Origin of the sequence: Halomonas sp. A020 (genome assembly GCF_027943625.1) — a bacterium.
Classification (GTDB): domain Bacteria; phylum Pseudomonadota; class Gammaproteobacteria; order Pseudomonadales; family Halomonadaceae; genus Vreelandella; species Vreelandella piezotolerans.
The window spans coordinates 3,665,930-3,680,341 of sequence record NZ_AP022850.1 but is presented as its reverse complement, the minus strand read 5'-3'; the positions used below and the strand labels follow the sequence as shown (position 1 = coordinate 3,680,341).

The 14,412-nt window shown below is 59.4% G+C and carries 12 protein-coding genes; 11 read left to right on the top strand and 1 reads right to left on the bottom strand.

Annotation, left to right across the window (positions count from 1 at the left end; translation table 11 throughout):
* Position 1 precedes the first annotated feature (1 nt).
* The gene (queG, locus tag FRH_RS17340) at positions 2 to 1,126 is read right to left on the bottom strand and encodes a tRNA epoxyqueuosine(34) reductase QueG (protein WP_153842845.1); all 1,125 of its coding nucleotides are present in this window, start codon (positions 1,124 to 1,126) and stop codon (positions 2 to 4) included.
* A gap of 129 nt (positions 1,127 to 1,255) precedes the next feature.
* Between queG and FRH_RS17335 the strand changes: the two genes are divergently transcribed.
* The 11 genes from FRH_RS17335 to FRH_RS17285 all read left to right on the top strand — a co-directional run bounded on the left by FRH_RS17335 (position 1,256) and on the right by FRH_RS17285 (position 14,378).
* Positions 1,256 to 2,749 (top strand): NAD(P)H-hydrate dehydratase, encoded by a 1,494-nt coding sequence (locus FRH_RS17335; protein ID WP_219861129.1) that lies wholly within the window; start codon positions 1,256 to 1,258, stop codon positions 2,747 to 2,749.
* A gap of 11 nt (positions 2,750 to 2,760) precedes the next feature.
* Positions 2,761 to 3,258, top strand: a complete 498-nt coding sequence (gene tsaE, locus FRH_RS17330; RefSeq protein WP_153842847.1) for a tRNA (adenosine(37)-N6)-threonylcarbamoyltransferase complex ATPase subunit type 1 TsaE — start codon at positions 2,761 to 2,763, stop codon at positions 3,256 to 3,258.
* Positions 3,249 to 4,730: an N-acetylmuramoyl-L-alanine amidase gene (locus FRH_RS17325; protein ID WP_139527126.1), complete on the top strand. Its 1,482-nt coding sequence runs from the start codon at positions 3,249 to 3,251 to the stop codon at positions 4,728 to 4,730. Before tsaE ends, FRH_RS17325 begins: the two co-directional genes overlap by 10 nt.
* Before the next feature lie 47 nt (positions 4,731 to 4,777).
* Positions 4,778 to 6,694: a DNA mismatch repair endonuclease MutL gene (gene mutL / locus FRH_RS17320; RefSeq protein WP_281997326.1), complete on the top strand. Its 1,917-nt coding sequence runs from the start codon at positions 4,778 to 4,780 to the stop codon at positions 6,692 to 6,694.
* 33 nt (positions 6,695 to 6,727) lie between these two features.
* On the top strand, positions 6,728 to 7,666 hold the full coding sequence (miaA, locus tag FRH_RS17315) for a tRNA (adenosine(37)-N6)-dimethylallyltransferase MiaA (protein ID WP_239296946.1): 939 nt from the start codon (positions 6,728 to 6,730) through the stop codon (positions 7,664 to 7,666).
* Between the two features lie 151 nt (positions 7,667 to 7,817).
* Complete coding sequence (hfq, locus tag FRH_RS17310; protein WP_139527128.1) at positions 7,818 to 8,066, top strand: RNA chaperone Hfq; 249 nt, start codon at positions 7,818 to 7,820, stop codon at positions 8,064 to 8,066.
* A gap of 36 nt (positions 8,067 to 8,102) precedes the next feature.
* Positions 8,103 to 9,413 (top strand): ribosome rescue GTPase HflX, encoded by a 1,311-nt coding sequence (hflX, locus tag FRH_RS17305; protein WP_139527129.1) that lies wholly within the window; start codon positions 8,103 to 8,105, stop codon positions 9,411 to 9,413.
* 138 nt (positions 9,414 to 9,551) lie between these two features.
* Entirely contained in the window at positions 9,552 to 10,817 is a 1,266-nt protein-coding gene (hflK, locus tag FRH_RS17300; protein ID WP_139527130.1) for an FtsH protease activity modulator HflK, read from the top strand.
* Positions 10,818 to 11,702, top strand: coding sequence for a protease modulator HflC (gene hflC / locus FRH_RS17295; protein WP_139527131.1), 885 nt, complete (start codon positions 10,818 to 10,820; stop codon positions 11,700 to 11,702).
* Between the two features lie 187 nt (positions 11,703 to 11,889).
* Positions 11,890 to 13,083, top strand: a complete 1,194-nt coding sequence (locus FRH_RS17290) for an ATP phosphoribosyltransferase regulatory subunit (RefSeq protein WP_281997325.1) — start codon at positions 11,890 to 11,892, stop codon at positions 13,081 to 13,083.
* Positions 13,083 to 14,378 (top strand): adenylosuccinate synthase, encoded by a 1,296-nt coding sequence (locus tag FRH_RS17285; RefSeq protein WP_139527133.1) that lies wholly within the window; start codon positions 13,083 to 13,085, stop codon positions 14,376 to 14,378. Before FRH_RS17290 ends, FRH_RS17285 begins: the two co-directional genes overlap by 1 nt.
* Positions 14,379 to 14,412: the final 34 nt, after the last annotated feature.

Sequence of the window (14,412 nt, the reverse complement as noted above, 5' to 3'; positions counted from 1 at the left end):
TTCAGGCGCGCGTGGCGATACGCGCATCTCGCTTGCGGCGCTGCTCCGCGAGTGCCCAGGCAACATGTTCACGCACTAGGTCGCTTGGGTAGGCCCGTCTGGCCCATAGCGCGGCCTCGACGGCATCGCTCCACGGGGCGTTGCCCAGGCCAACGGCGAGATTGCGCAGCCAGCGCTCGTAACCGATGCGGCGAATGGGGCTACCGGCGGTCTTGTCGAGAAACTCCTCTTCGCCCCAACTGAACAGCGCAATGAGCGAGGCGCGATCGAGATCGTGGCGTGGCGTGAAGTCTGCTTCTTGGGTGATTTTCGTGAAGCGTGTGAACGGGCAAACGAGCTGGCAATCGTCGCAGCCATACACGCGATTGCCCATGGCGCGCCGATACTCTTCGGGTATGGCGCCGGGTAGCTCGATGGTGAGATATGAGATGCACTTGCGCGAATCGACGACCTTATCGTCCACGATGGCCCCGGTGGGGCAGGCAGTGCGGCAGGCGCTACAGCTACCGCAGTGCTCCTGCTCGAAGGGCGCATCGACGGGCAGGGGGAGGTCGGTATACAGCTCGCCAAGAAAAAACAGCGAGCCTGCTTTGGGGTTCAGTAGCATAGCGTTTTTGCCGAACCACCCCAAGCCCGCCTTCTGGGCAAGCGCGCGCTCCATCACCGGCGCCGAGTCCACGAAGGCGCGGAAGCCAAATTTTCCTACTTCCCGCTCGATTTGCTTGGCTAGCTGCGCCAAACGTTTGCGCATCAATTTGTGATAATCACGCCCCAATGCATAGCGAGATACGTAGGCGCGGTGCGGCTGCCCCAATACTTTGGCACTCTCTACTTCGGCGGGCAGATAGTCCATGCGCACGCTGATCACCCGCTGCGTGCCGGGTTCCAGCTCCTCGGGGCGCGTGCGCTTGGTGCCGTGCTTGGCCATGAAAGCCATCTCGCCGTGATAGCCACTCTCCAGCCAGCGGTTCAAGTGCGCCTCGTGGGCAGCTAGGTCCGTGTCGGCGATGCCGACCTGTTGAAAGCCCAACTCGCGTCCCCACTGCTTGATCTGCTCGGCCAGCCGATGCAGGTGGTCATGGGTCAGAGCGTCGCTGGAGGGTGGAAATGTGATGGAACTTGGCATGGTCAGTCAACGGTGATGCGTTAAGCGCGCTATGCTAACGCATTAGCCGCTGGCACGACATGCCGCGTATGACGACGCGGGTAAGGTATGCGCATGAGGGTTGATTTAAGGCCTTTACAAGGAGTCATTGTGTCTACGTTGAACACCTCTTCACTTCGTCCTCTCTACACCGCATCACAGGTCCGTGAGTTGGATAGGCGTACCATTGCCGGGGGGATCGACAGCTTTGCCTTGATGCAGCGAGCGGCCTCCAGCGCTTGGCACAGTTTTCGCTCGCGCTGGCCCCAGGCGCGCAGCGTGACCGTGCTGTGTGGCGGCGGTCACAACGGCGGTGACGGTCACGTGCTGGCAGCGCTGGCCATGCAGTCGGGCCTCAAAGTGCAGCGTCTTTCTCTGAAGCCGCTAGATACGCTTTCTGGTGACGTGGCGCGCGCCGCCGAGCTGGCCACGGCTGCAGGCGTCAGCTTCGAAGAGTGGCAGCCAAGCACGACGCTGACTGGCGAGGTCATCGTCGATGCGCTGCTGGGTACGGGATTGACCGGTGAGGTCGAAGGCAGCGTCAAGCAGGCCATTACGGCCATTAACACCGCGTCTCAGCCCGTGCTGGCGCTGGATATCCCTTCGGGAGTGTCGGCCGATACCGGCGCGATGCTGGGTACGGCGGTCGAGGCCACCTGCACGGTAACGTTCATTGGCGACAAAATCGGCCTACATACTGGCGAGGCGCCTGCCTACGCCGGTGACATCGATTTTCGCCCCCTGGGCGTCAAAGCGCAGGCGTTTTTCGATATTCCGCCGACCGCTTGGCGGTTGGATGAGGCAATGCTCAGTGAGGCATTGCCACCTCGTTCGCGCACCAGCCATAAGGGGAGCCTAGGGCACGTACTGGTGATGGGCGGCGCGCCGGGGTTTGGTGGTGCGGCGCTGCTAGCCTCTCAGGCGGCAGCGCGCTTAGGAGCAGGTAAGGTGACGCTCGCTACCGCACAGGAACACCTGACTGCCAGTCTCGTGCGCTGCCCAGAAGTCATGGCGCGTGCAGTGCGTAGCGGGGCCGACGTGGCCGAGTTGCCCGCCAATGCGGATGTCGTGGTGGTTGGGCCAGGGATGGGGCAAGAGGCCTGGGGCCAGGCAGTGCTGCAAAGTGCACTACAGGCATCGACACCGCTCGTCATCGATGCCGATGCGCTCAACCTGCTGGCCAGTCGCTGGCCAACGCTTCGTCGGGACGACTGGATATTGACGCCTCACCCTGGCGAAGCGGCCAGACTGCTGGGCTGCAGTGTGGCCGATGTCCAGGCGGATCGTCCGGCGGCCGCCCGGGCGTTGCAGCGCGCCCGTGGGGGCGTCGTGATTCTGAAAGGTGCTGGCAGCCTGGTGGCGGGTCCCAGCGGACTGGTCGTCTGCCCTTACGGGAATCCCGGCATGGCGAGCGGCGGTATGGGCGATGTGCTGAGCGGCATGTTGGGCGCCTTGATGGCTCAACTGGGCGGCTTGGAGCAGAGCGCTTGGCTGGGTACGATGCTGCATGCTCTGGCAGGCGACGAGGCGGCCAAAGCCGCCGGAGAGCGTGGCCTGTTAGCCAGTGATCTGGCATCCTATGCACGAGTGCTCATTAACCCGTGAAGGCGGCCAACATGCAGGTGCAATTGAACGATGAAGTGGCCCACGTTGCCTTTGGTGAGGCGCTGGGTCGAGCGCTAAGTGGTCGCGGGCGCGTTTATTTGGAAGGCGATTTAGGGGCAGGTAAAACCACCCTGACGCGCGGCATTTTGAGAGCATACGGCTATCAGGGAGCCGTTAAGAGCCCAACCTATACTTTGGTGGAGCCTTACGAGCTGGGCGATCAACGCATTTACCATCTGGATTTGTATCGTTTGGCAGACCCAGAAGAGCTTGAATTCATGGGCGGACGAGACGTTCTCGCCGATGATGCTCTTTGTCTGATCGAATGGCCCAGCAGAGGCGAGGGTTGGTTACCCGCACCCGATGTGCGCATTCAGCTCTGCGTAGCGGCGCAGGGTCGAACGGCGCGTTTGACGGCCGAAACCGCCTTTGGCCAGCGTGTCTTAGCGCCGTTGGAGGCAAGGATCATCGATAATTCGCGGGAGAGTGGTGGGATTCAATGGATATGAAACGACCCCTCGTTCGGCTATTCATCCGCTGCGCAGTAGGATGTGCGTTTTTATTGACCGCCAGTGCGACCACCGCGCAGGCGGCCAACGTCGAGAGTATGCGGCTTTGGGCGGCACCCGATCACGCGCGTTTGGTGTTCGATCTCACGGGGGCCACGCAAGCCAACGTATTTTCGTTGGACAATCCGTCACGTCTGGTGATCGATCTAGACGACAGTCAGCTCAATACCGATGCCTCCACGCTGCCACTGGAAGGCAGCGCCATTTCCGCCGTTCGCACGGGGGTGCGAGACGAGGGCGGCTTGAGGGTGGTGCTCGAGCTTAACCGTGCTATCGAGCCTCGTCATTTTACGCTTCCGCCTAACGACCAGTATGGGCATCGTCTGGTGGTCGATCTGGAGTATCCCGGCGAGAGTGCAGTGGAAAATCCCATCGATCCCATCGAAGCGATGATTCGTGACCAGGAGATGATGGCACAGCGCTCGGCCCAGGCGCGGCTACCCGGCGTAGAGGCCGACGTGCCATCTCCAGCGCCAGATCAGCCGCCGGTAGAGGTGCAGCCCGCTCAGCCGCACCCACAGCGGGACATTATCATTGCCATCGACGCCGGGCACGGTGGCGAGGACCCGGGTGCCATTGGCCCGGCGGGCACCCGTGAAAAAGATGTCGTGCTGGAAATTGCCCGTCGGCTCGCCTCCGACGTCAATCGCACGCAGGGGTTCAAAGCCGTGCTGATTCGCGATGGCGACTACTACCTCGGTTTACGCCAGCGCACCCAACTGGCTCGTGAGCAGAAGGCCGATTTCTTCGTCTCGATTCACGCCGATGCCTTCACTAGTCCCCGCCCTCAGGGTAGCTCGGTGTATGCGCTGTCACAGCGTGGGGCGACATCAGAAACGGCACAGTGGCTGGCCGATAGTGAAAATCGCTCGGATCTGATCGGCGGTGTCGATGGCAGTTTGTCGCTGCGTGACAAAGACCAAGTGCTGCGCGGGGTGCTGCTGGACCTTACCATGACCGCGACGCTCAACGACTCGCTGTCGATTGGCGGGCAGGTACTCGAACAGCTTGGGCGAGTCAACCGGTTGCATAAATCCCGGGTCGAGCAGGCGGGCTTTATGGTGCTGAAATCACCGGATATTCCATCGCTGCTGATTGAGGTGGGCTTTATATCGAATCCCGACGAAGAGCGTCGCCTGCGCGACCCAGTGCACCAACAGGGGCTTTCGACGGCCATTTTCAGCGGCCTGCGCGACCATTTTCAGCGTAATCCACCGCCAGCCAGCCTGCTGGCGTGGCAGCGGGATCATCAGCGCAGCCCCACGGGCGACGAATATCGCATCCAATCAGGCGACACGCTCTCCTCGATTGCCGTTCGCCACGGTGTCCCGGTGAACCAGCTGAAACAGGCCAACGATTTGAATGGCGACATCATTCGTGTGGGGCAGGTGCTACGTATCCCCAGTTCGTGACACGCATGCTTAATAAACCACTTAGATGCTGAATATTGAGGTGTTGGTTGACTGAATTGAACTCGTTCTCTGGTCGTATCCATGTGCTCGACCCTCGCCTGGCCAACCAAATTGCCGCAGGTGAGGTGGTCGAACGCCCTTCGTCAGTCACAAAAGAGCTGATCGAGAATGCCATCGATGCGGGCAGTCAGCGGATCGAAGTAGAGATCGAACAGGGCGGCGCAAGGCTGATCAAAGTGCGCGATGACGGCATCGGTATCGGCGAGGCGGACCTGCCGCTGGCATTAGCGCGCCATGCCACGAGTAAGATCAGTAGCCTCGAGGATCTGGAAGGGGTTAGTTCACTGGGCTTTCGTGGAGAAGCGCTGGCGTCGATCAGTTCTGTGTCGCGCTTGGAGCTGGTCTCCAACGCGGAGGAAGATCCCCGCCTGGGGTGGCGGGTCGTAGCCGAAGGGCGCGGTATGGAGGCCCGGGTGACACCTGCACCGCACCCCCGGGGCACCAGTGTCTCGGTGCGCGACCTGTTTTTCAACACGCCCGCGCGGCGCAAGTTCTTACGCACTGAAAAGACCGAATTTGCCCATGTGGAGGAGGCCTTTCGTCGTCAGGCGCTATCGCGTTATGACATTGCATGGGTGTTGAAGCACAATCAGAAAGTGGTGCATCAGCTTCCCCAGGGAGATTCACCCGCCTCTCGTGAGCGGCGTATTGCATCGCTGTTGGGCAAGAATTTTATCGAACACGCCCGCTACATCGAACGCGAAGCGGGTGGCCTGCGGCTCAGTGGCTGGGTGGGATTGCCAACTCACTCGCGCTCACAGGCCGATCAGCAGTACTTCTTCGTCAATGGCCGCGTGGTCCGCGATCGCCTCGTTGCGCATGCGGTTCGTCAGGCGTATCGCGACGTGCTCTACAACGGTCGCCACCCGGTGTTCGTGCTTTATCTTGAGCTCGATCCCGACGTGGTGGATGTCAATGTCCACCCAACCAAGCATGAAGTACGTTTTCGTGATGGGCGTATGGTGCATGATTTCCTATACTCCAGTTTGCACCACTGCTTGGCGGCCTCCAAGCCCACCGATGAGGAGCAAAATGAGGTGGCTGCTCCGACGGGCCAAGTCGAAACCGTCTCTAGCGTGGGCGATGCGCCAGAGACTCCCCGCTGGCAGCAGCAGGGTATGCCGCTGTCGGAAGCGTCCGAGCGACACCCCGGCGCTGAGCGGGTGCGCCGCTTTATGCAGGGGTATCAGGCGCTGCATCCCGATCACGAAGAGACGCTGTTAACGCCACAACCTAGCCCGCCCCACCCGCACACAACCGCATCGGAAGTGCGTGAGGCGCCGCCACCTGTCATGCCGGAGCATGATGCCACGACAGCGCCGCCGCTTGGCTTTGCGCTGGGCCAGCTGCATGGCGTGTACATCTTGGCACAGAACGCACAGGGACTCGTTCTGGTGGATATGCATGCAGCCCACGAGCGGATCGTCTACGAGCGTATGAAAAACCAGCTGGCAGCGGCAAAGGGGATCGATACCCAGCCGCTGCTGGTGCCCGTGTCGCTGGCGGCCAGCCGCAGCGAAGTGGCCATCGCAGAGAGCGAGCGTGACGCCATTGCTCAGCTAGGCGTCGAGCTGGATGTGGCTGGTCCGGAAACGCTGCTAGTACGCCAGCTGCCCGCGCTGCTGGCCCAGGCCGACCCCGAGGAGCTGGTGCGTGAAATGCTCGAAGAGCTGTCACGCTATGGTCGTACGCATCAGGTCGAGGCGCGTATTCATGAACTGCTCTCTACCATGGCGTGCCACGGCAGCGTGCGGGCCAACCGGCGTTTGACGCTCGATGAAATGAACGCGTTGCTACGTGATATGGAGCGCACTGAGCGCAGCGATCAATGTAATCATGGCCGTCCCACTTGGACGCAAATGAGCATGAAAGCGCTCGACCGCCTATTTTTGCGCGGCCAGTGACGATGAAAAGGACTAACGGAGTGCGTCGAGCATATGGCTGATACACGCCCCTGGGCGATATTTCTAATGGGGCCGACGGCTGCTGGCAAAACCGACGCTGCGATAGCGCTCCATGAGCAGCTAGGCCATGAACTGATCAGCGTCGATTCTGCCATGGTCTACCAAGGCATGGATGTGGGTAGCGCCAAGCCCAGCGCGGCAGAACTGGCGCGGGCGCCTCACCGTTTGATCGATATTCGTGATCCTGCAGCCCCCTATTCAGCGGCAGATTTTCGTGAAGACGCCCTGCGTGAAATGCGTCAAATCAGCGCAGCCGGTCGAGTGCCGCTATTAGTGGGTGGCACGATGCTTTACTTCAAGCGCTTGGTCGAAGGCGTGGATAATTTGCCAGGAGCAGACGTTGCCATTCGCGAACGCCTGGAGGCACAGCGTCAGCATGAGGGATTGGCTGGCCTGCATCGCACGCTGGCCGAAGTCGACCCATCCTCAGCGGCACGTATACACCCCAATGATCCTCAACGGCTGATGCGCGCGTTGGAAGTGTACTATGCGAGCGGTCGGCCGATGAGCGAGCTATGGGCAGAGCAGCAGCCGGAAACCTTTCCATGGCGGGTGCTGTCGATAGCCCTAGCACCCAACGAACGACAGGTGCTTCATCAGCGTATTGCCCGGCGTTTCGAAATGATGTTGGCAGAGGGCTTGATAGACGAGGTCGCTGCCCTCAAAAAGCGTAGTGATCTTCATATTAACTTGCCATCCATGAAGAGCGTTGGCTACCGTCAGGTATGGGAGTATCTAGACGGTGCTTATGATCGCGATGAACTCGTGGCACGAGGTATCATTGCCACTCGTCAGCTTGCCAAGCGTCAATTGACGTGGCTGAGAAGCTGGCCGTCCTTGACATGGGTCGATTCGCAGCAGCCAGATGCGCTGGATAAGCTTCTGAAATTCGTGCGTGAAAGCGGTGCTTAGCGTAAGATAGTGATTTCGTAAGCAAGTGTTTTCGAGTGGCCGGCTAACGCGTTTGACACATTAGGCCTTTCGGGCAACAAGATTGCGGCGTAGCACCAGTAGGGCACGCCATTTGATAACCAACCCCAACGACAGTTTTAGGGAGAGCAACATGTCCAAAGGGCAGTCCCTTCAAGACCCGTACCTGAACATTTTGCGCAAGGAGCGCATTCCGGTCTCTATTTTCCTGGTAAACGGCATTAAATTGCAGGGCCAGATTGAATCGTTTGACCAGTTTGTCATCTTGTTGCGCAATACCGTCAGTCAGATGGTTTATAAACACGCTATTTCCACGGTGGTGCCCTCGCGCAACGTGCGTTTGCCGGCACAGGATCCGTCAGCACCCGACGCTGACATCTAACACCGCTGGATAGCAAAAGAGTCCATGAGGTATTGATTGTTTTTTGAACGCCCAGACGCCGGTGAAACGGCAGTACTTGTTCACGTAGATTTCTACGATGAGCAGGCACGTGAAGACCCGGGTGAGTTCTTGGAGCTCGTGCGCTCTGCTGGCGCAGAGCCCGCGACATTGCTCACAGCGAGTCGACAGCGGCCTGATTCCCGCACCTTCATAGGGTCAGGTAAGTTGGACGAGCTGCGGGCAATGCTCGCAGCTCATGACGCTGAACTGGTTATCTTCAACCACAGTTTAAGTCCTTCCCAGCAGCGCAACCTGGAGCAAGAGCTCAAGTGCCGCGTGTTGGACCGTACCGGTCTGATACTCGATATTTTTGCGCAGCGGGCACGAACGCATGAAGGTAAGTTGCAAGTAGAGCTTGCTCAACTCGAGTACATGTCCACGCGCTTGATTCGCGGCTGGACGCACCTCGAGCGTCAAAAAGGCGGTATCGGCCTGCGCGGTCCCGGCGAAACACAGCTAGAGACCGACCGTCGTTTGCTACGCGGCCGTATCAAATCGATTCATAAGCGCTTGGATAAAGTGCGCAGCCAGCGTGAGCAGAACCGGCGTGCTCGAGCCCGTGCAGAAATTCATAGCGTGTCGCTAGTTGGCTATACCAACGCGGGTAAGTCGACGCTATTCAATGCGCTGACCAGCGCTGAGGTCTACGCAGCGGATCAGCTCTTTGCGACCCTAGATCCGACACTCCGTCGTTTGGAAATCGAAGACGTAGGGCCTGTCGTCATGGCCGATACCGTCGGTTTTATCCGCCACTTGCCGCATAAGTTGGTGGAAGCTTTTCAGGCGACGCTGCAAGAAGCGGCGGAAGCGACGCTGTTGGTGCATGTCATCGATGCGGCCGACCCTGACCGCGATCTTAACGTTGAGCAGGTCGATAGCGTACTGAAAGAGATTGGGGCGGATAGCGTTCCGGTACTCAAAGTGATGAACAAGATCGACAAACTCGATAGTGCGCCACGTATCGAGCGAGATGGTCACGGCGTACCTGAGGTGGTCTGGCTATCGGCTCAGCAGGGCCAAGGGCTTGAGCTGTTACATGAAGCGTTGACCGAGCGGCTCGCCAACGACGTGATTGGTTTTTCGCTCACCCTGTCGCCAGAGCAAGGTAAGCTGCGCGCAGGCCTGCATGAACTCAATGCCGTGCGCGAAGAGAGTTTTGACGAGCAGGGGCGCTCCGTATTGGATGTGCGCTTGCCGAGGCGCGACTTCAACCAGTTGATGGCTCAGTTGGGAGAGCGTGCCAATACCTATTTACCAGAAGCATTACGCGAATCTGACGAATGGTAGCCCATCGAGTACCTACCCCCATAGTCATCGGCTGTAAAGGTATGGTACAAGATTGATATAGCAATAATATCAAAAGCACCCGGCCTTGCATTCAGTATCAAGGCAAAGTGCAGGTGAACACCTTAGTGGAGACGAAGTATGGCCTGGAATGAGCCCGGTGGTGGCAACCAGCACGACCCCTGGAGCGGTGGCGGCCGACGCGGTAATGGCGGCGATCGCGGTGGGAACAATGGTGGTGGAAACAACGGCGGCAATAATGGTGGCAACAACCAGGGGCCGCCTGATCTGGATGAAGCGCTGAAAAAGTTCCAAGACAAGCTCAACGGCATGCTAGGCGGCAGCGGCAAGAAGAGCGGCGGTGGTGGCGGCAAGAGTGGTGGCGGTAAGCCTCGTAACTCGTTTGCTCTGCCAGGCCTTCTGCTCATCGTGGCGCTTGCCATCTGGGGAGCCTCGGGCTTCTATCTGGTGGACCAATCGGAGCGGGGCGTCGTGCTGCGTTTTGGTGAGTACCAGGGCATCGTCGAGCCGGGCCTCCAGTGGAACCCGCCGCTCATCGATGACGTGCGCATGGTCAACGTGACGCGCGTACGCTCTGTCTCTCAAACTCAGTCCATGCTGACGCGTGATGAAAACATCGTCGAAGTGGAAATTTCTGCTCAGTACCAGGTCGCGAATCCGCGCGATTTCGTGCTGAACGTTCGTGATCCGGCGCTCTCCATCGAGAACGCACTGGACTCTGCGCTGCGGCACGTGGTCGGTGGCACGGACATGATCGATATCCTGACCTCTGGTCGTGAGATACTCGGTAGCTCCGTCGCGAGCCGTCTGCAAACGTATCTGGATGCCTATGGCGCAGGTATTCGCCTGCAAACCATCAACATCGAATCCACGTCGGCACCTGCGCCCGTCATCGATGCTTTTGATGACGTTATCCGTGCCCGTGAAGATCGTCAGAGAACGATCAACGAAGGTATGGCGTACGCCAATGCGATCATTCCGGCCGCACAGGGTCAGGCTCAGCGTATCGTCGAGCAGGGCCAAGGGTACCGTGAGTCGGTGGTGGCCGAAGCACAGGGTCAAGCTAACCGTTTCAATGCGCTGCTGACCGAGTATCGCAACGCGCCGGAAGTGATGCGCGAACGTATGTACCTGGATGCCATCGAAGAAGTCTTTGGTGGGACGCCGAAAGTTCTGCTGGACGTGAGCGACAATGCGCCGCTGATGTATTTGCCACTCGATCAAATGCGCGGCGGTAGCAGTAACGACAGTCGTTCGGCGAGCAATGATAGCGGTGCTAACAGCAGCGATACGGTCGATCCGCGCGTGTTAGAGTCGCTGCGAGGCAGCCAAAGTAGCTCCTCATCGTCGTCCAGCAATAACCCCATTCGCAGGGAGGGCCGCTAAATGATTAATAACCGATCCCTGCTTATCGTAGGTGGTTTGGCCGCCGTCGCGTGGCTAGCGAGCAACAGTCTTTATGTCGTGGATGAAACCGAACGCGCTGTGAAGCTGCGCTTTGGTGAAGTCATCGAAGAGAATATTCAGCCGGGTCTGCATGTAAAAATTCCGATTGCGCAGACCATCCGCAAGTTCGACGTGCGGCTGCTGACGCTGGATACCGATACTAGCCGTTATCTGACTCTTGAGCAGAAAGCGGTCATCGTCGACTCCTATGTCAAGTGGCAAGTCGTCAACCCGACCCGCTACTACGAGGCTACCGCAGGCGATGAACTGATGGCGATCCGCCTCATTCAGCCGCGAGTGGATGAGAGTCTGCGTAATGAATTCGGTCGTTTGAATCTTCAGGAAATCATTGCCGAGCGCCGTGATGACCTGATGACAGGCCCCACCGAAGAGCTCGATCAGCTCATGCGTGAAGAACTCGGCGTGGCGATTCGCGATATTCGTATCAAGCGCATCGACCTGCCTGAAGATGTCTCGGCAGCCGTCTTCGAGCGCATGCGCTCAGAGCGTGAGCGTGAGGCTCGCGAGTGGCGCGCACAGGGTCAGGAAGAGGCCGAGCGGATTCGCGCTAATGCCGACCGTCGCCGTCAGGTGCTGCTTGCTCAAGCCAACGAGCGTGCCGAGACGCTGCGCGGTGAGGGGGATGCCGAAGCAGCCGCTATCTTCTCGCAGGCTTATAGCCAGGACCAAGAGTTCTTCGCTTTCTGGCGCAGCCTGAACGCTTATCGTGAAAGCTTCTCTGGCGATGGTAATCTGCTGGTGCTAGAACCGGATAGCGACTTCTTCCGCTATCTACGCAGCGCCGTTCCCGACAGCGCCGAGTGATGCGCCCATCCCGCCAAGCACTGCGCTTGGCGGGGTTCATATAGCGCATAAACGTGATAGACTTTACCTACCGGGCGTCGCCCGGTTTTTTTGTGGCCCTCGTTTCGTGAACGTTCCACACAGCGCCTCGTGAGGCAGCGAGTGGTGTCGTTAGAAAGGGCCTTCATCGTCTCGCAGGATTGTTCACATGACCATCGCTGACCGCTGGCTACTGCCCGACGGCATGGATGAGGTGCTGCCGCCTCAGGCAAGCCGCATGGAAGAGCTGCGCCGTGCGCTGCTCGATCTTTACCATTGCTGGGGCTACGACCAGGTCATGCCGCCGCCGGTGGAGTTTTTGGACTCCTTGCTGACCGGTACCGGTACGGACCTCGATCTTCAAACGTTCAAGCTGACCGACCAACTGACGGGTCGCATGATGGGCGCCTCGGCAGACGTCACACCGCAGGTGGCGCGGATGGACGCCCACTCCCTAAAACGCCAGGGGCCAGTTCGGCTGTGTTACTGCACCAATGTGCTGCGTGCCAAAGCCGACCAGCATCAAGGGGGACGCAGCCCAATGCAGGTCGGAGTCGAGCTGTTTGGCCATGCTGGCCTCGAAGCCGACAGTGAGATTATTCATCTGGCGCTTGCCAGTCTTCATGCGGCAGGCGCTGACGAGATACATTTGGCATTAGGGCACATCGGGATCTACCGTAGCCTGGTGGAAGCCGCTGCCCTTAACGATGAGCAAGAGCGCGCGCTGTTCGAAGCGTTGGCGCTTAAATCGCCGGGGCAACTGGTTGAGCAGGTCAGTGCCAGCGTTAGCGACCCTGTGTTGGCAGATATGCTAGTGGCGCTAGGCGAGCTGCATGGGGATGCCAGCGTTCTGAGCGAGGCGCGCGAGCGTTTTGCTGGCGCGCCTACCCCCGTGACGGCGGCGCTAGATCAGCTCGAGGCGCTTTACAAAGGCGTTTTGGCGCGCTTTGACGTATCGCTCTATTTTGATCTAGCGGAGCTGCGCGGTTATCAGTATCACACGGGTATGATGTTCGCGGCGTACGTGCCCGGCTATGGTCATGCGCTGGTCAAAGGTGGGCGCTATGATGATACTGGGCGCGCGTTTGGCCGAGCCCGACCCGCTACCGGCTTCTCCATGGACCTGAAGCAGTTGGCATCGCTGGCATTGGCGTCACCCAGCCAGGGGGCCATTTGGGCGCCAGCCCAAGAAGAAGAGTCGCTCAACGCTGCCATCGTCGCGCTGCGTGAGCAGGGTGAACGCGTAATTCAAGCGCTGCCTGGGCAGCGTACTGGGCCGGCGGAGCACAGCTGTGACCGCCGTCTTGAGTTTATCGATGGTCGTTGGCAGACAACGGCCCTGACACAAGAGACGAGTGCATAATGGGTAAGAATGTCGTAGTCCTGGGTACCCAATGGGGCGATGAAGGCAAAGGTAAGATCGTTGACCTGCTCACCGAATCCGCTGCTGCCGTGGTGCGCTTCCAAGGGGGGCATAATGCCGGTCACACGCTGGTCATCGACGGTGAGAAAACCGTCCTACACCTGATCCCCTCGGGTGTGCTACGTCCAGGTAAAACCTGTGTGATCGGTAACGGGGTCGTATTGTCACCGGAAGCGCTGATCAAAGAGATCCGCGAACTGGAAGCGAAGGGCGTTCCCGTTCGTGAGCGTTTGCGTCTTTCCCCGGCGTGTCCGCTGATCCTGCCTTACCACGTGCGTCTCGACCAGGCACGTGAGAAGGCCCGTGGCGTGGCTAAGATCGGCACCACCGGTCGCGGCATTGGCCCGGCATACGAAGACAAGGTGGCGCGCCGTGGTCTACGGTTGGGTGACATGCTCCACCGTGAGCGTTTTGCCTCCAAACTCGGTGAGGTGCTCGACTACCATAATTTCGTGCTAGTGAATTACCACGGCGAACCGGCGGTAGATTTCCAGGAAGTGCTCGATAGCGCCATGCAGATGGCCGAAGAGTTGCGCCCCATGGTCAGTGATACCGTCAGTATGGTGCACGACCTGCGCAAGGCCGGTGAGAACATTCTATTCGAAGGCGCCCAAGGTTCGCTGTTGGATATCGACCACGGTACTTACCCGTTCGTCACCAGCTCCAACACCACGGCTGGCGGCACGGCAACCGGCTCTGGCGTCGGCCCGCTCTATTTGGACTACGTGCTGGGTATCACCAAGGCTTACACCACGCGTGTTGGCTCGGGTCCGTTCCCCACCGAGCTGTTCGACGATCATGGTCGTCACCTAGCCGAGCGTGGGCACGAGTTTGGCGCGACCACCGGGCGTCCACGTCGCTGCGGCTGGTTCGATGCGGTAGCGCTGCGTCATGCGGTGCAAATCAACTCGGTTTCCGGTATCTGCCTGACCAAACTGGACGTGCTGGACGGTTTGGAAAACATCCGTGTGTGTGTTGGCTACCGCAGCAAGGATGGTGACGTGCTGGATAACCCGGTGGATTCAGAGGGCTACGAAGCGGTAGAGCCGGTCTATCACGATCTGCCAGGCTGGAAAGAGTCCACACTGGGCGCTAAGAAGGTGGAAGACTTACCGGCTAATGCCCGTGCATACATCAGCTTCCTCGAAGAGCAGGTAGGCACCAGCATCGATATCATTTCTACCGGTCCCGATCGTATTGAAACCATCGTGCTGCGCAACCCGTTCGAAGGCTAGGTCGCACACCCTCAGGTGATACCCAAAGGGCGGC